This is a genomic window from Paraconexibacter sp. (genome assembly GCF_041602235.1).
Lineage (GTDB): Bacteria > Actinomycetota > Thermoleophilia > Solirubrobacterales > Solirubrobacteraceae > Paraconexibacter.
In genome coordinates, this window is sequence record NZ_JBFIGP010000067.1 from 1 (window position 1) to 15,837 (window position 15,837).

12 protein-coding genes, 1 tRNA gene and 1 pseudogene are annotated in these 15,837 nt (G+C 74.8%); 5 read left to right on the forward strand and 9 right to left on the reverse strand.

Going from position 1 to position 15,837, the window contains the following annotated elements:
• Window positions 1-620: 3-oxoacyl-ACP synthase III family protein (locus tag ABYE80_RS07720; RefSeq protein WP_372789690.1), on the reverse strand; the 620-nt coding region annotated here is incomplete at its 3' end.
• Window positions 610-1,479, reverse strand: a complete 870-nt coding sequence (locus ABYE80_RS07725; protein ID WP_372789691.1) for an ACP S-malonyltransferase — start codon at window positions 1,477-1,479, stop codon at window positions 610-612. The genes ABYE80_RS07725 and ABYE80_RS07720, both read right to left, overlap by 11 nt.
• Before the next feature lie 228 nt (window positions 1,480-1,707).
• On the opposite strand from ABYE80_RS07725, the gene ABYE80_RS07730 reads away from it, so the two are divergent.
• Window positions 1,708-5,049: a M12 family metallo-peptidase gene (locus ABYE80_RS07730; RefSeq protein ID WP_372789692.1), complete on the forward strand. Its 3,342-nt coding sequence runs from the start codon at window positions 1,708-1,710 to the stop codon at window positions 5,047-5,049.
• 18 nt (window positions 5,050-5,067) lie between these two features.
• Here ABYE80_RS07730 and ABYE80_RS07735 read toward each other — a convergent pair whose 3' ends face one another.
• Together ABYE80_RS07735 and ABYE80_RS07740 are read right to left on the reverse strand one after the other, a co-directional pair.
• A complete protein-coding gene (locus ABYE80_RS07735; RefSeq protein WP_372789693.1) occupies window positions 5,068-5,709 on the reverse strand; it encodes a response regulator transcription factor in 642 nt (213 codons plus the stop codon).
• Window positions 5,673-6,785 carry a GAF domain-containing sensor histidine kinase gene (locus ABYE80_RS07740; RefSeq protein WP_372789694.1) on the reverse strand — a complete coding sequence of 371 codons (1,113 nt, stop codon included), beginning with the start codon at window positions 6,783-6,785 and terminating at the stop codon, window positions 5,673-5,675. The genes ABYE80_RS07735 and ABYE80_RS07740 overlap by 37 nt, the downstream gene beginning before the upstream one ends.
• 124 nt (window positions 6,786-6,909) lie before the next feature.
• On the opposite strand from ABYE80_RS07740, the gene ABYE80_RS07745 reads away from it, so the two are divergent.
• The 3 genes from ABYE80_RS07745 (at window position 6,910) to ABYE80_RS07755 (ending at window position 11,478) form a co-directional block, all read left to right on the forward strand.
• Window positions 6,910-8,241: an adenosylmethionine--8-amino-7-oxononanoate transaminase gene (locus ABYE80_RS07745; RefSeq protein ID WP_372789695.1), complete on the forward strand. Its 1,332-nt coding sequence runs from the start codon at window positions 6,910-6,912 to the stop codon at window positions 8,239-8,241.
• 91 nt (window positions 8,242-8,332) lie between these two features.
• The gene (locus tag ABYE80_RS07750; RefSeq protein WP_372789696.1) at window positions 8,333-10,246 is read left to right on the forward strand and encodes an aldolase/citrate lyase family protein; all 1,914 of its coding nucleotides are present in this window, start codon (window positions 8,333-8,335) and stop codon (window positions 10,244-10,246) included.
• Window positions 10,243-11,478, forward strand: a complete 1,236-nt coding sequence (locus ABYE80_RS07755; protein ID WP_372789697.1) for a CoA transferase — start codon at window positions 10,243-10,245, stop codon at window positions 11,476-11,478. The genes ABYE80_RS07750 and ABYE80_RS07755 overlap by 4 nt, the downstream gene beginning before the upstream one ends.
• 51 nt (window positions 11,479-11,529) lie before the next feature.
• Here the strand turns inward: ABYE80_RS07755 and ABYE80_RS07760 are convergent, their stop codons facing one another.
• The 3 genes from ABYE80_RS07760 to ABYE80_RS07770 all read right to left on the reverse strand — a co-directional run bounded on the left by ABYE80_RS07760 (window position 11,530) and on the right by ABYE80_RS07770 (window position 13,452).
• Complete coding sequence (locus ABYE80_RS07760; RefSeq protein WP_372789698.1) at window positions 11,530-12,273, reverse strand: ABC transporter permease; 744 nt, start codon at window positions 12,271-12,273, stop codon at window positions 11,530-11,532.
• Window positions 12,270-13,211, reverse strand: coding sequence for an ABC transporter ATP-binding protein (locus tag ABYE80_RS07765; RefSeq protein WP_372789699.1), 942 nt, complete (start codon window positions 13,209-13,211; stop codon window positions 12,270-12,272). Before ABYE80_RS07765 ends, ABYE80_RS07760 begins: the two co-directional genes overlap by 4 nt.
• Window positions 13,212-13,378: 167 nt before the next feature.
• Window positions 13,379-13,452: transfer RNA gene (locus ABYE80_RS07770), tRNA-Pro, on the reverse strand.
• A 150-nt stretch (window positions 13,453-13,602) separates the two neighbouring features.
• Here ABYE80_RS07770 and ABYE80_RS07775 point away from each other — a divergent pair.
• Complete coding sequence (locus tag ABYE80_RS07775; RefSeq protein ID WP_372789700.1) at window positions 13,603-14,655, forward strand: DNA topoisomerase IB; 1,053 nt, start codon at window positions 13,603-13,605, stop codon at window positions 14,653-14,655.
• Between the two features lie 12 nt (window positions 14,656-14,667).
• On the opposite strand, the gene ABYE80_RS07780 is transcribed toward ABYE80_RS07775, so the two are convergent.
• Window positions 14,668-14,928 (reverse strand): hypothetical protein, encoded by a 261-nt coding sequence (locus ABYE80_RS07780; protein WP_372789701.1) that lies wholly within the window; start codon window positions 14,926-14,928, stop codon window positions 14,668-14,670.
• Window positions 14,929-14,953: 25 nt separating this feature from the next.
• Window positions 14,954-15,837: pseudogene (locus ABYE80_RS07785) on the reverse strand (hypothetical protein); the annotation flags it as partial.

Sequence of the window (15,837 nt, forward strand, 5' to 3'; positions counted from 1 at the left end):
CCGACCCCCTGGACCTCGAGATCGCCCTCCTCGAGGTCGGCCGCGCGCAGCACGGCAGCCCCGCAACCGTCCCCGAACAGACCGGCGGTGGCCCGGTCGTCGAGGTCGACGAAGCGTGCGCGGATCGCGTCGGCGCCGACGAGCAGGACCGTGCCGGCGCGGCCGGTCTCGATCTGGGACGCGGCGAGGGACAGCCCGCTGAGGAAGCCCGAGCACGCGGCGCCGACGTCCATCGCGGCGGCGCCGGTGGCCCCGATGCGGGCCGCCAGCCGCGGGCTCATGGCCGGACAGCGGTCGTCCGCGGTGATCGTGGCGACGAGGACGAGATCCACGGCTCGCGGCGAGACGCCGGCGCGGTCCAGCGCGGCCGTGGAGGCGCGCGCGCACAGGTCGAGCATCGTCTCCCCGGGGGCGAGGGCCCGGCGGGAGCGGATGCCCGTGCGGCTCACGAGCCAGTCCGGGTCGACGTCCAGACGGGCGGCAACCTCCTCGGTGGTGACGACCGTCTCGGGAAGGACGTGGGCCGCCGCGCCGATGTGGGCGATCCGCGGCCGGGACGGCCTCGCGCGGGACGCGGCGCCGGTCGCCGACGGGGCGATGACCGCAGACTCAGGCGACATCGGCGATCTCCCGGAGCACGTGGGGGGCCGCGACCGCGGTCGGCAGGGTCCGGCCGACGAGCTTGGTCAGCACCTCGCCGGGGCCGGTCTCGACGAAGCGGGCGACCCCGGCGCGGTCGAGGGCCAGCAGCGCCTCGCGGAAGCGGACCGGCGAGGTCAGCGCCGTTGCGAGCACGTCCCCCGGGTCGTGGACGGGAGCCAGCGTCGTCGGGGAGAACGCGATGCCGGTCGCCTCACGGAACCGGGTCGCGGCGAGGGCCGCGACGAAGCCGTCCCGCGCGGACGCCATCGCCGGGGAGTGGAACGCCCCGGTGACGTCGAGTCGCAGCGCACGCAGCCCCACGCCGCGAGCGCCGCGAGCGGCCGCCCTGGTGGCGTCGTCGTCTCCGGCGAGCACGACCTGCCCGGGCGCGTTGTCGTTGGCCACCGTCAGGCCGTGGGCGTCGGCGAGCGCTGTCGCGTCCTCGATCGATCCGCCGAGCACCGCGACCATCCCGCCGCGTCCGGCCGCCGCCATGAGCCGGCCGCGCTCCGCCGCGAGCGTCAGCGCGTCGAGCTCGTCGAGATGCCCCGACGCGACGAGCGCGCCGAGCTCTCCGAGCGAGTGCCCGAGCGCGACGATCGGGGTCCCTGCGATCGCCGGCGCCAGGGACGACCACCGGGCCAGGGACGCACAGAGGATCGCGGGCTGGGCGAAGCGCGTGCTCTCGCCGGCGAGCGGGAACGGATCCTCCCCGACGACGGCGGTCACGTGCTCGACGAGGTCCGGTCGCAGGGCACGGGTCTCGTCGCCCATCTCGGGCGTGTGACTGCCCTGCCCAGGGAAGAGGATCGCGATGGTGCCGGGCTGCAGGTCCATGTCGCCGAAGCTGACACCGCAGCGCGACGCCGGTGGCGTCTGCGGTCGCGCCGGCACCCCGGTCGGGGGGTCGCCCCCCTCCCCGGTCCCCCCGACCGGCGGGGTCCGGGTCGCACCTCCCCGTGGACGCCGGTCCGGCGCCTCGACTGCGGCCGGGAGGACTGGCCCGGCCCCTGCGGTCGGTGGTATAGCTGAGGGATGGGACACCTGAGCGGGAGGAGTCGTGCCGTGCCCCGCCTTCCCGTGACCGCACTGGCCGCAGCCGTGCTCGCCGTCCTCGCGGGCGCCCCGTCCGCGGGCGCCGCGCCGGGACCGGCCCAGCGCTCGGCGGACGCGTGGACAGCGCTGGCACCGTCCGCCGTCCGGGGGTTGCGCGTGACCCCACCGCTCGTCGCTCCGCGACGCTACGCCGCCTTCGCCCTCGACCGCGCAACGCTGCGGGCGGTCCTGGCGCGGGCTCCCCGCCCCGGCACCGCTCGCAGCCCCCTGACGATCTCGATCCCCACGCCGGAGGGCGACTTCGCGCGGTTCGCGATCGTCGAGACGCAGGTCATGGAGCCGGGTCTCGCTGCCCGGCACCCGGAGATCCGCACCTACGCCGGTCGCGGTGTGGACTCCCCCACCGCGACGGTCACCCTCGATCTCACGCGGCTGGGGTTCCACGCCACGGTCCGAGAACGCGACCGCACCTGGTACGTCGACCCTCGTGACCTCGACCAGCGGGAGTACGCCAGCTACGACCGCCGGGCGGTCCCGGAGGATCAGGCCGACACCTTCGTCGAGCGGCAGGACGCCCTGCGGCGCGGGGACACGGACCCGGCACCGCGGCGGCGGGAGGCCCCGGGCCAGCCCGTCCAGCGACGGACCTACCGCCTGGCGCTCGTGTCCGACCCGAGCTACGCCACCCAGGTCGGCGGCCCGCTCAACACGACCTCGGCGAAGGTCACGCTCGTCAACCGCGTCAACCAGCTGTACGCCGCCGACCTCGCGATCCGGCTCGTGCTCATCGCGGGCAACGACGCGCTGAACCTGGACACCGACGCGCAGGCGATCGATCCCGGCGGCCCGTGCGCCTCGCCGTGCTTCACCCCGGCGCAGCTGGCGTCGTGCAGCTCGGCGACGCTGGACCGGATGATGGTCGTGACCGGCATCCTCGCGAGGGCCCGTGCCTTCGACGTCGGCCACCTGGTCACGGGCACCAACAGCGGGGGTCTCGCCGCGGCGGCGGTCGGTCAGGACCGCAAGGCCCGCGGCTGCACCGGTCTCACCACGCCGACCGGCGACCAGTTCGCCGTGGACTACGTCGCGCACGAGATGGGCCACCAGTTCGGCGCCGATCACACGTTCAACGGCACGCAGAGCAGCTGCTCGGCGGGCAACCGGGACCCCGGGGACACCACGGTCGAGCCGGGCAGCGGGTCGACCGTCATGGGCTACGCGGGCATCTGCGGATCGGACGACCTCCAGCGCCACAGCGATCCGTACTTCTCGGCGGCGAGCGTCGCGCAGATCACCGGCTACGTCACCGCACCCGAGCAGGACCGTCGCGCACTCCAGCAGGCCGTCCTCGAGGGCTACGGGGTCGGCGACGCGTTCCGTCTCACGTACGGGGGCGGCCCCCCGTCCGCCGCGATCGTCAACGGGACGAACTTCACCGCGGGGGACATCGAGACCGCGATCGAGAGCCTGGGCACCGGACCGGTCACGGTCTCGAGCGTCACCGACGACGGCTTCGCGGTCACCTTCGAGCAGCCCACGCCGAAGGAGCTCCTCGCCTTCGACTCGCTCAGCGGCGCGACCGGCGTGTTCGGGGACGTCGTCGCGGGCGGAGCCACCGCCCGCCGGGGCGCCGTCCTCGCGACGAGCAACCGCGCTCCGGGCGTGACCACCCCCAGCGTCTCCACGATCCCGGTCCGGACCCCGTTCACGCTCACCGCCGTCGGCTCGGATCTCGACGGTGATCCCCTGACGTACCTCTGGGAGCAGACCGACCCGGGCACCAAGACGCCGTCGGGCGGCACCGCCCTCACGAGCAACACGAAGACCAACGGTCCGCTGTTCCGCGTGTTCGGAACGGCGGCGCGCTACGACGACCTCGCCGCGGGCCAGTCCCCCTCTCCTGGGCAGAACACCGCGGTGACGACGCCGAGCCGGCGATTCCCGGACATCCAGCAGGTCTTCGACGACACCACGAACGCGGCCACCGGGACCTGCCCGGACGCCGGAGGCCCGCCACCGGTGCCCGACGCCGTCGTGGACTGCTACTCGGAGTTCCTCCCCACCGCGGACTGGCTCGGCATCGCGCCGTTCAGCCGGACCCTGCACTTCCGGGTGACCGTCCGCGACAACGTCCCGGTCAACGGCGGTATCGGCGTCGCGGACACCGCGCTCACCGTCGCTCCCGCCGCCGGGCCGTTCCGCGTCACCGCGCCGGTCGGCCCGCGTGCGGTCGGGGACCAGGCGCCCGTCCCGATCAGCTGGAACGTCGCCGGCACCGACAGCCCCCCTGTCGGCACGAGCACGGTCCGGATCCGGTTCTCGAGCGACGACGGCCTGACGTTCCCGTACGTGCTCAAGGAGGGTGTGCCGAACGACGGCAGCGACGCGGTCGTGCTGCCCTCCGTGGCGACGACGACGGGCCGGATCACCGTCGAGGCCGTCGGGAACGTCTTCTTCGACGCCGCCCGCGCGACCTTCACGCGTACGCTGCCGGCCGGCCTGACCGCCGCCCCGCTGGAGTTCGGGTCGGTCCCGGTGGGGCAGAGCACCCCCGACCTGAAGGCCGTGATCGGCAACGGCGGTCCCGGGCCCGTGCAGCTGGCCGCGGTCGGCCTCGCGGGAGGCCCGGGCTCGGCGTACGCGATCGTCGGCGACGGGTGCAGCTCGGTGTCGCTCGCCGCGGGGGCGTCGTGCGAGGTGACGCTCCGGCTGACCCCGTCGTCCGCCGGACCGCAGAACGAGTCGCTCCTCGTGCCGCATGACGGGCCGGGCTCCCCGCTCACCGTCGCGCTCAGCGGCACCAGCCCGGCGCCGCCCCCGCCGCCACCCCCGGATCCCGAGCCGACCCCGGCACCGACGCCCGGCCCCGCGCCTGCGCCGGCCCCAGCCCCGGCCCCCGCGCCGCCGCCCGCCGCGACCACGGCGGTGACGCCCGCGCCGACCCCCACCCGGACGCTGACCGCGCACGCGAGGGCGTCCGCGAAGCTGCGCCGCCGGGCGACCTACCTGAAGACCGTCGGGACCGTCCGCCTCTACGTGACGACGCGGTCCACGAAGCTCGGCAAGCCCCGCACGAGCCGCCGGCTCGCCGTGGCGGTGTGCACCAGGACCCCGTGCACCGTGGTGAGCAGCGGGCGCCTGACGGTGACGCGCAAGGGCCGCCGCGCGTATCGCAGGACGGTGAAGCTCCGGACGCTGCGACTGCGGCGCAACCAGGTGGGAACCCTGACCCTGCGCCTGAAGAAGGCCTACCGCTCCCAGATCCGCCGAGGGCGCTCCGCGAAGGTCCGCGTCACGGTGAAGGTGGGCAAGCGCGTGTACCGTCGCAACTACCGGTTCACGGTCCGCTGACCGCGTCCTGCGGCGGGTTCAGCCGACGAGCCCGAGCCGCTGCGCGCGCTGGACGGCCTCCGCCCGGTTGCGGACGTCGAGCTTGCGGTACACCGCGCTGGCGTGCTCCTTGACCGTGTGCGGCGAGAGGTGCAGCGAGGAGGCGATCTCCGCGTTGGTGGCGCCCGTGGCGATCAGCTCGAGCACGTCCCGCTCGCGCGGCGACAACGACGCGGCGGGAGCGTCGGTGGCCTCCGGGAACACGCTGCGACCCGCGCCCAGCGCCCGGACGGCCGTCGCGACGCGGTCGGCGGGCCAGTCCTTGGGCACGAACCCGCGAGCGCCGGCCGCACGGGCCGCGGCGGCCGAGATGCGCCCGGCCCCGGAGATGAACGCCACGCGCGTCGACGGGGACGCCTCGAGGATCCGGCCGCAGATCTCGGGGCCCGACTCCTCCCCCACGAACAGGTCCACCAGGGCGACGTGCGGGCTGCCGCGCCGCGCGAGGTCCGCGGCCTCCTCCCCGCTGCGGGCGTGCAGGCATCCACGCACCCAGGGCTGGCGACCGAGCATGAGCCGCAGCCCCCAGTGCACGACGTCGTGGTCGTCCACGATCAGGACGCGCAACCGGGGACCGTCGTGCGTCAGCTCGGCAGGGGTGCTGTCAGCCGTACTCGCCATGTGTCCTCCTCGACCCGTCCGAACTCGACCAATCCGCCCGCTCCCAGCGCCTCGAAGGCCGCGAGCCGCAAGCCCAGCCCCGTGCTCGGCATCGCGCTGCCCGACGACGCCCTGTCGACGCCGTCGTTGACGATCTCCAGCCGGAACGCGGCGCCCTCGACCCCGACGCGCACGACGATCTCGCGTGCCTCGGCGTGCTTGCGGACGTTGCGGATGGCCTCCCGCAGCACAGAGGCGGCAAGCGCGTCGAGCGTGGCGGGAACCTCGCCGTCGCGCTCGACGACGACGTCCGCGGCGCTGTCGTCCTCGCCGCGAGCTATCAGGCGGCCCAGCTCGTCCTCGAAGCCCGGCGCGTCGGGCCGGCTCACCCGCGCGAGGGGCCGCTGGACGACGTCGCGCAGCTCGTGCAGGGCGCGCTCGACCTCCTCGGCGCAGCGCTGGCGGTCCTCGGCGTCCAGGCCTCCGTCGCCGGCCAGGGCGAGCGAGACGCCGAAGAGCCGCTGGATGATCGTGTCGTGGACGTCGCGGGCGAGATCGATGCGCTCGGCGAGCCGACGGGTCTGCTCCTGCTGCCGTGTCGCCAGGCGGGCGGCCGCGGCGAGCGCCGCGAGCTTGCCGAGCAGGTACAGCGCCTCACGCTCGCCGTCGTTGAGCGGCCGCGGGTCGTCGCGGTCGACCAGCACCACCCCGAACCACTGCCCACCGGCCGACATCGGCGAGCAGGCGACGTGCTGGGCCCCGAAGCGCTCGACGAGCTCCGGCGGGATGTCGCGGCGGACCCGCGGCCCGGCCTCGACCACGATGTCGTCGGTGAGCGCTCGCAGCGCGATCGGCACGGTCCGCGCGGTGACCTGGAGATCGTCGAAGGAGGCGAGATCGAGCCCGTGGGCCCCGACCCCGCGCACCCGGCGCTCCTCGTCGTCGTACAGGAAGATGATCGCGCGGCGCATGCCCGCCAGCCGGCAGGCGGCGTCGGCGAGACGGTCGTAGAACGGCGCCCCGGGCGAGACGTGCTCGACGTCGGCGAGCAGCGACACCATCTGGTGCAGGGCGTCGTATGTCGGCGTGCTCGCCACGGGGGGGATCATCCTCCCTGAGCCACCCGCGCGCCTGCCCGCGGGTACGTGGTGCGCCTGGCGCACCCCCCGATCGGCGGGAGGACGGACGAGCGGCGGCCCGGTCGGTAGCGTTGCGCGGCGGATGATCCCGCCGCACTCCAGCCCTGGGTGGGCAGGGCTCCTGGCCGCCGACGCCCGCCACGTGTGGCACCCCTACGGGCCGATCCCGGCGACGAGCCCGCCGCGACCGGTCGTGTCGGCCGCCGGCGTGCGCATCACCCTCGACGGGGGCCGGGAGCTGATCGACGGCATGGCCTCGTGGTGGTGCGCGGTGCACGGGTATCGCCATCCGGTGCTCGACGCGGCGGTCACCGACCAACTCGGACGCATGGCCCACGTGATGTTCGGCGGGCTGACGCACGAGCCGGCCATCAGGCTCGCCGAGCGCCTGGTGTCCATCACGCCCGAGGCGCTGCAGCACGTCTTCTTCGCCGACAGCGGCTCGGTGAGCGTCGAGGTCGCGATCAAGATGGCGCTCCAGTTCTGGCGCTCGCAGGGCCGCCCGCAGAAGGCCCGGATGCTGGCGCTGCGCGGTGGCTACCACGGCGACACGTTCGGGGCGATGGCGCTGTGCGATCCCGTCGGCGGGATGCACCACCTGTTCGCCGACGCCCTCCCGCAGCACGTCTTCGCCGACCGGCCACCGAGCATCGCCGCCGCGGACGCCGATCCGGCGTTGCTCGACGCCCACCTCGCCCACGTGGAGGCCCTGATCTCCCGCCACGCCGCCGGACTGGCAGCGGTCGTGGTGGAGCCGGTCCTCCAGGGCGCGGGCGGCATGCACGCGTATCCGCCGGCCATCCTGCGGCGGATCCGCGAGCTCTGCGACGAGCACGAGGTGCTGCTGGTCGCCGACGAGATCGCCACCGGCTTCGGGCGCACGGGAGCGCGCTTCGGGTGCGACCACGCCGACGTCACCCCCGACGTGATGACCCTCGGCAAGGCGCTCACCGGCGGCTACATGACCCTCGCGGCGACGCTGTGCACGACGAGGGTCGCGGAGGGCATCACGCAGGGAGAGGCCGGCGCGCTGATGCACGGTCCCACGTTCATGGCGAACCCGCTGGCGTGCTCCACGGCCCTCGCCAGCCTCGACCTGCTCGAACGACCTGCGTCCGAGGGCGGCACCGAGTGGCGCCGCGCGGTCCCGCGGATCGAGACCCAGCTCCACAGCGGCCTCGCGGAGGCGCGGACCATCCCCGGCGTCCACGACGTGCGGGTCCTCGGCGCGGTCGGCGTCGTGCAGCTCGACCACCCCGTCGACGTGGCCGCCGCCACGGCCGCCGCGATCTCGCAGGGGGTGTGGCTGCGACCGTTCCGCGACCTGGTCTACACGATGCCGCCCTACGTCTGCGAGCCCTACGACGTCGACCGGATCATCGAGGGCGTCCTCGCCGCCGCCGACGCGGGGTAGCCGGCGCGGCGGGTCCGGGGACACAGACGTTCGGCGGGCTGTTGGGGCGAGACGACTGGTGGGACAGCGACGCGCGTCGTACGGTCGGTGCGTGTCGACCACCCGTGCACCCGTCCTGCCCGCCGCGCGCCGAGCGTGCCTGGCCGTGCCCGGCCACAAGGCGAAGATGCACGACCGGGCGCTCTCCTGCGGCGCCGACGAGATCGTGCTGGACCTCGAGGACGCCGTCGCGCCCGAGGCGAAGTCCGACGCGCGGAACGTCATCGCCGCCACGCTGACGGACCCCGCGTGGGCGGACACCGCCGTGGCCGTGCGCGTCAACGCGCGGGACACCCCGTGGCACGAGGACGATCTGGAGTGGGTCGCGACGCTCCGGACGGCCGCGCGGCTCTCGGTCGTGGTGCCGAAGGTGCGCTGCGCGGCGGACGTCACCGCCGTGGACGACGCCCTCACGCGCGCGGGAGCATCCGACCGTCTCGCGGTCCAGGCCCTGCTCGAGGACCCCGGCGCGATCGCCGACGCGCGGAGCATCGCCGCCGCCGGCGGGCGTCTCTCCACCCTCATCATCGGGTTCGCCGATCTCGCCACCGCGCTGGGCCGCCGCGGGGCGCAGGACGACCCCGCGACCTGGCTGCCCACCCAGGAGACGGTCCTGGCCGCGGCGCGCGAGCACGGTCTCCAGGCCATCGACGGCCCCCACCTGAAGCTGGGCGATCCGTCGTCCCTCGCCGAGGCCGCCCTGCGAGCCCGGGACCTGGGGCTCGACGGCAAGTGGGCGATCCACCCCGAGCAGGTCCCCACGCTGGTCCGCGTGTTCGGCTTCTCACCCGCCGAGGTCGCGCACGCCCGGGCCACGCTCCGGGCCCTCGACGAGGCCGCCGCCGGCGGGGACGCGGCGGTCCGCGTCGACGGCCAGATGGTCGACGAAGCCCACCGCGCACAGGCGCTGCGCGTCGTGTCGAGCGGCGACGCCGCCGGCCCCACCGACAGCGCCGCCGCCCCCACCGACCGGACCGCCGTTCCCGTGGCCCTCCCCTACTACGAGGACCTCACCGTCGGGGACGTCTTCACCGCCCCCGGGGTCACGCTGGACGCGGGCCTCGCCACGCTGCATCGCTCGATCGTCGGGGACCGCCTCGCGCTGGCTCTGGACGCGCCCCTGGCGCACGAGGTGGCGGGGCTGGACGGGCCCCTGGCCCACCCGATGCTCGTGTGCGACGTGGCGATCGGCCAGTCGACCGCTCCGAGCGCCAGAGTGCTCGGCAACCTGTTCTACCGCGGACTGGCCGCGCGCCCGGTGGCGCTGGGCGCGACGCTGCGCACCCGTACCGAGATCGTCGCCAAGCGACGCGCCAAGGCCGCCAAGGGCGGCGCCCCGCGCGGCCTGGTCGTCCTGCGGGTGACGACGACCGACGAGCACGGCGACCCCGTGGTGGACTTCCACCGCTGCCCGCTCCTGCCGGCCCGCGAGGACCGCCCCGACGAGCCGGGCGACGATGTCGCGGCGTTCCCCTCCGAGCTCGGACGGGACCGTCTGGCCGCCGTGACGCCGGCCTGGGCGCTCGACGCGCTGCACCCACTCGGCGGCCCCCTCGCGCGGGACGTGCGCCCGGGGAGCACCTACGCGATAGAGGCCCGGGAGACCGTCACCGCGGCGCCCGAGCTCGCACGCGTCACGCTCAACCAGGCCCTCACGCACACGGATGCGGGCGGGTCGCACCACGGCCGACGGCTCGTCTACGGCGGCCACGTGATCGGCATCGCGGCCGCCCACGTCACACGGGTGTTCCCCGCGCTGGCGACGATCCTCGCCTGGCGCTCCTGCGACCACCTCGGCCCGACGTTCGAGGGGGACCGCCTCGCCACCACGGTGGAGGTCGAGGGCGTCGCTCCCCTGCCGGCCGGCGGCGCCCTGCTCGACCTCCGGACCCGTGTCGCCGTCGACCGCGGCGACGCCGGCCTCACCCCCGTCCTCGACTGGCGCCTCGTCGCCCTCCTGCCATGACCCAGACCCCCGGCATCCTCGACGGCCTGCGGGTGATCGAGGGCTCGGCCTTCGTCGCTGCCCCGCTCGGCGGCATGACGCTCGCGCAACTCGGCGCCGACGTCATCCGCTTCGACCAGATCGGCGGGGGCCTCGATCACCAGCGCTGGCCCCTGGCCGCCGACGGCCAGAGCCTCTTCTGGGCCGGGTTGAACAAGGGCAAGCGATCGCTGCAGGTGGATCTCCGCGACGACCGGGGCCGCGAGCTCGTCAGCGCCCTCATCGCGGAGGCCGGGACGTTCCTCACGAACTTCCCGGCCCGCGGCTGGCTGTCCTACGAGGCCCTGAGAGGCCACCGTGAGGATCTGGTCATGGTCGGGCTGACCGGCAACCCGGACGGCACGAGCGAGGTGGACTACACCGTGAACCCCGCCACGGGCTTCCCGTGGGCGACCGGGCCGCGCAACCTCGCCGAGCCGCTCAACAGCGTGCTGCCCGCCTGGGATCTCGTGATGGGCGGTCTGGCGTCGACCGGGCTCCTGGCCGCCGACCGCCACCGCACGCGGACCGGCGAGGGGCAGCTGGTCTCCCTGGCCCTCTCCGACGTCGCCTTCGCCGTCGTGGGCCATCTCGGACGGATCGCCGAGACCCAGCTGGGCGGCACCGATCAGCGCAAGGACGGCAACTACCTGTACGGCGCGTTCGGTCACGACTTCGAGACCCGCGACGGGCGCCGGGTCATGGTGGTGGCTCTCACCGCCCGCCAGTGGCAGGCGCTGCTGCAGGTCACCGAGCTGCACGACCAGGTCGAGGCGGTCGAGCACGCCCTCGGCGTCGACGTCTCCACCGAGAGCGGCCGCTACGAGGCCCGCGATCTGCTGGCCGCGGTCCTGCGACCGTGGTTCGCCTCGCGCAACCTCGACGACATCCGCGACACGTTCCGCGGCACCGGCGTCTCCTGGGGTCCCTACCAGACGTTCAGCCAGCTCATCACCGAGGACCCCCGCTGCTCGACCGAGAACCCCATGTGGAGGGAGATCGACCACCCGGGACTCGGCTCCTACCTGGCGCCGGCCTCCCCGCTGGACTTCTCGCGCAGCGGCCGCGTCCCGGTCCGTCGCGCGCCCCTGCTCGGCGAGCACACCGAGGAGATCCTCGCCACGGATCTCGGCCTGAGCGCGACCGAGATCGGCCGCCTGCACGACGACGGCGTGGTCGCCAGCCCTGCGGGCGCGACAGCCACGCCCAGCTGACGCGGCCTGCCCGCCGGGAGGCCCGGGCGGGCACCGCGCGTGGCTCCGCGCCTAGGCCTCCAGCGTCCGCAGGCGCATCCAACCGGCCCCCAGGAAGGAGCCCACCCACGCGAGGACCATCACGATCGCCGCGCCGAGCGAGACGCGCGTGTCGTCGTCGGCCTCGTCCACCGTCAACCGGTCGACACCGATGTCCAGCACGAGGTGCCGGAACCAGTCGTCGATGAGCGTCAGGGCGTAGAGGAGGTCGATGCCGATGAGGTTGAGGACCAGCGCGACGGTGATCGCCGGCCCGGTCGACCCCAGGAGCACCCCGACACCGAACGCGAGCGAGCCGTAGACCAGGGCGGGCAGGAGCACCCCCCAGGCGGCCGACACGACGTCCCCGGCCCCGGTGGTCTCGGACGCCCCCACCGGGACGACGAACGAGGAGACGGTCGTCACAGCGATCGCCACGGTCGTCATCGCGAGCCCGGCGGTCACCAGCGCACCGAGCTTGGCGACGAACAGCCGGCTGCGCGGCACGCCGGTGAGCAGCTGGTACCGCAGGGTGCCGGTGGCCCGCTCCTCGCTGCCCAGGCGCGCGCCGACCAGCACCGCGAGCAGGGTCAGGAAGAACCCGAGCACCAGCGTCGAGTCCTCGACGAACTGGCGGCCACCGTCGAGGTCGATCACGTCCGTCGACGCCAACACGGTCATCAGGACGATCAGGGACGAGGGAATCGCCAGGGCGCTCCACCACAGCCCGCGACGCCGTCGCAGGACGAGCATGTTCGCGGAGATCAGATCGCTCACCGGGCGGCTCCTCGCGTGATGTCCAGGTACCGGCGCTCGAGCGACTGCGCATCGACCCGCAGCTCGGCCACGCCGACGCCCCCGGTGACCAGGGCGCGCGTGATCGCGATCGCGGCCTCCCGGCCGGCCGCGACGGTCAGGGCCAGGACCGGCTGACCGTCCGCCCCGGTCGTCTCCCGGATCTCGCCCACGATCGGGTCCGTCGCCAGGATCTCCCGCGCCCGGACCGGGTCGTCGCAGTCGAGGACCAGCGTCCGCGTCGCCGCCCCACCGTCGAGCAGGTCGCGCACGCTCGTCTGGGTGACGATGCGACCCTGCTCCACGATCGCGACCTCGTCGCACAGCTTCTGCATCTCGTCGAGCAGATGGGAGGACAGGAAGACGGTGCGCCCCTCGTTCTCGACCATGTGCCGGATGAGGTCGCGGAACTCGGCCATCCCCTCCGCGTCCAGCCCGTTGGTGGGCTCGTCCAGCACGAGGAGCTGCGGGTCGCCGAGCAGGGCGCGGGCGACGCCCAGCCGCTGGCGCATCCCCATCGAATACCCCTTGACCTTCTCGTCGCCGCGTCCGCGCAGGCCGACGCGCTCGATCAGCATCGGGATGCGCGCCTCGGCCTCGCGGCCGCCGACCAGCGGCGCGTGCACCCACAGGTTCTCGACGCCGGTGAGGTGCGGATGGAACCGCGGCTCCTCGACGATCGCGCCCACACGGGCGAGCGCCCGGGGAGGATCCTGCGCGACGTCGGTCCCGTCGATCAGCACCCGTCCGGCGTCGGCACGAGCGAGCCCGAGCAGCAGGCGGATCAGCGTCGTCTTGCCTGCGCCGTTGGGCCCGAGGAAGCCGAAGCACACCCCGGGCCGGACACTGAGGTCGACGGCATCGACAGCGGTGCGGGCGCCGAAGCGCTTCGTCAAGCCTTGGGCGTCGATCAACTGCACGCAGCTTGAGGCTACACAGGCCGCCGCCGAGACCACGGCGTGGTCCACGACGCCCCGGAGCACCCACGGCGCCGCGGGGGCCGCGGCTCGCCCCATGCCCCACGACGCCTGAAGCCCCGCACGCGGCGGGGCTTCAGGAACTGCTGACGGTCGGTGTACCTGACTAGTCGGGGCGCCCGGATTCGAACCGGGGACCTCACCGACCCGAACGGTGCGCGCTACCAGGCTGCGCCACGCCCCGAGGTCGCTGCGCAGTATTCCACGGACCCGCGACCGGGCGCGGTGCGCCTGCGGCGGTGGCGGTCGGGGTGCGCCGTGCGCCCGGCCCGAGCGGCGCCGTCGCGCCACGTGGCGCTTGACGCGGGCCGGTCCCGGGAACACCGCACCCACGATGGCCTCCGCTCCCACTCGCCCCCGCAGCCGGCGCGTCCGCCGCGTCGATCCCGCCGGCCCCGGGTGGCGCCTGCGCCGCCGCGGTCGTGGCTTCGAGCTGCTCGATCAGCGGGGCCGGTCGATCCGCGACGAGGCGCACCGCGATCGCGTGCGCGCGCTGGCGATCCCGCCGGCCTGGAACGAGGTCTGGGTGTGTCCGGACCCCGACGGCCACATCCAGGCGACCGGTCTCGACGCCGCCGGCCGTCGCCAGTACCGCTACCACGAGCGGTTCACGGCCCGGCGTGCACAGGCCAAGTTCGCGTGCACCCTGGCGTTCGCCCGCCGTCTCCCCGACCTCCGCGAGCGCGTCGCGACGGACCTCGATGGGGAGCCGCGCGACGAGCGGACCGTGCTCGCGTGCGTGGTGCGCCTGCTGGACCGCGGGTTCTTCCGCGTCGGCACCGAGTCCTACGCGTCGAAGAACCGGACGTTCGGACTCACGACGCTCGAGAAGCGCCACGTGCAGATCGCCCACGAGGACGTGCTGGTCTTCGACTACACCGCCAAGCACGGCCGCCGTCGTGTGCAGAGCGTCGTCGACCCCCGGGCCGCCGAGATCGTGCAGACCCTGCGCCGCCGGCGCGGCGGGGGCGAGCGGCTCTTCGCGCACCGGGAGGGCCGCGTGTGGCGACCGGTTCGCGCGGACGCCGTCAACGCCTACGTCCGCGACGCGAGCGGCCTGCAGGACGTGAGCGCGAAGACGTTCCGGACGTGGAACGCGACGGTGCTGGCGGCCGTCGCGATGGCGATCGCCGACCCGTCCGCCCACACGTCCAAGCGGGCGCGGGAGCGGGCGATGCGGCGTGCGGCGGATGAGGTCGCCCGCTACCTCGGCAACACGGCCACGGTCTGCCGCTCCGCGTACATCGACCCGCGGGTGTTCGATCGCTGGAGCAACGGCCAGACGATCGCCGACGCGGTCCACGATCTCGCGGCGATCGCCGATCCCGGGGACCTGGCGACCCATGGGGAGATCGAGGCCGCCGTGCTGGACCTGCTCGCGGGCTGAGCCCCGCGGTCGTCAGCCGCCGCTGCCGGCCACGGCGGTGAAGTAGCGGATCGCCAGACCGGTGACGAGGGTCTGCACCGCCGCCTCCACGGTGACGTCCTGCTCCGCGGCCCACGCTCCCAGGCCCATCCGCTCGATATCGACGCTCTGCTGCAGGACGTCGTCGACGAGCTCGGGATGGCTGTCGCAGAAGTACGCGCCGATCGAGTAGAGCCCGGAGTCGGTGAGCGTCTCCAGGAGCTGAGCGTCGGCCTCGTCGCGCGGGTCGGTCATGACCCGTCGCAGGCTAGCGCCCGGATCAGCCGCCGAGCGCCTGGGTCACGGCGGTAACCGACTGGTTGGCCTTCCCGGTCGCACCGGACACGGCGTCCACGGTCCGGCCGGTGTCGGGTGCCGTCGGCGTCGGCTTCGCCGCACCCGTCGGCGGCGCCGCGGGGGCCGCGGGCGTCCCGGGGGTGCTGGAGGCGGGGGGCGCCTGCGGGACCGCCTGCGGCAGCTCGACCTCGAGGCCGTCGGCCTCGGGCGGCGCGGGCCGCGGAGCGTTGGGCATCTCGCTGCTGTCGACCGCGGGCGCCTGGAGCGCGGGCACGGGAAGCGCGGCCCCCGTGGGCGACGCCGTCAGCCCGACGGAGCCGGTGACGTCCCGCTGGTCGGGAGCGGGCCTGGCCGTGCCCGTCGCGGCCGTGCTGCCCGTTCGGGGGGATCCGGCATTCGTCGTCGTGGCCGCCCCGGAGGTCCCGGTGCCCTTCGCGGCGACCGCCGGCGCCTTCGCGCCGGACACGGTCTGCGTGGGCGACGCGGCGACCCGGACGGTGTTGCGGTCCTTGGTGACCGCTCCCGAGGGCAGCGAGGACCCGGCGTCGAGGCGTGCATCGGAGGTCACGGCCCCCGCGCCGATGCCGGCGGCGGCGATCGTGACGGCGGCCGCGGCGGCCCGGGCCCAGCCGGCCATCGCGGGATCCGCGGCAGCCGAGAGCTGCGCGGACCACTGCGCGAGGGCGGGAGCGTGCTGCCCCACGCCGCCGGGCGGGCCGCCGATGTCGGCCTCGTCGGCCTCGAGGCGCCGCCGCAGGAACGCGGGGAGGGGCAGGAAGGCGGCGATGCGGGTGCGGACCGGGCGCTGGCGTCCCGTGATGTCGACACCGGCCATGCGCGCGTGACGGCGGCAGGACTGGCAGTGCG

What these genes read in the sequence shown, in the direction of transcription:
- ABYE80_RS07725 (WP_372789691.1), bottom strand. Translation starts at nt 1,479, where the DNA reads ATGGACCTGCAGCCCGGCACCATCGCGATCCTCTTCCCTGGGCAGGGC.
- ABYE80_RS07755 (WP_372789697.1), top strand. Translation starts at nt 10,243, where the DNA reads ATGACCCAGACCCCCGGCATCCTCGACGGCCTGCGGGTGATCGAGGGC.
- ABYE80_RS07735 (WP_372789693.1), bottom strand. Translation starts at nt 5,709, where the DNA reads ATGGCGAGTACGGCTGACAGCACCCCTGCCGAGCTGACGCACGACGGT.
- ABYE80_RS07775 (WP_372789700.1), top strand. Translation starts at nt 13,603, where the DNA reads ATGGCCTCCGCTCCCACTCGCCCCCGCAGCCGGCGCGTCCGCCGCGTC.
- ABYE80_RS07745 (WP_372789695.1), top strand. Translation starts at nt 6,910, where the DNA reads ATGATCCCGCCGCACTCCAGCCCTGGGTGGGCAGGGCTCCTGGCCGCC.
- ABYE80_RS07780 (WP_372789701.1), bottom strand. Translation starts at nt 14,928, where the DNA reads ATGACCGACCCGCGCGACGAGGCCGACGCTCAGCTCCTGGAGACGCTC.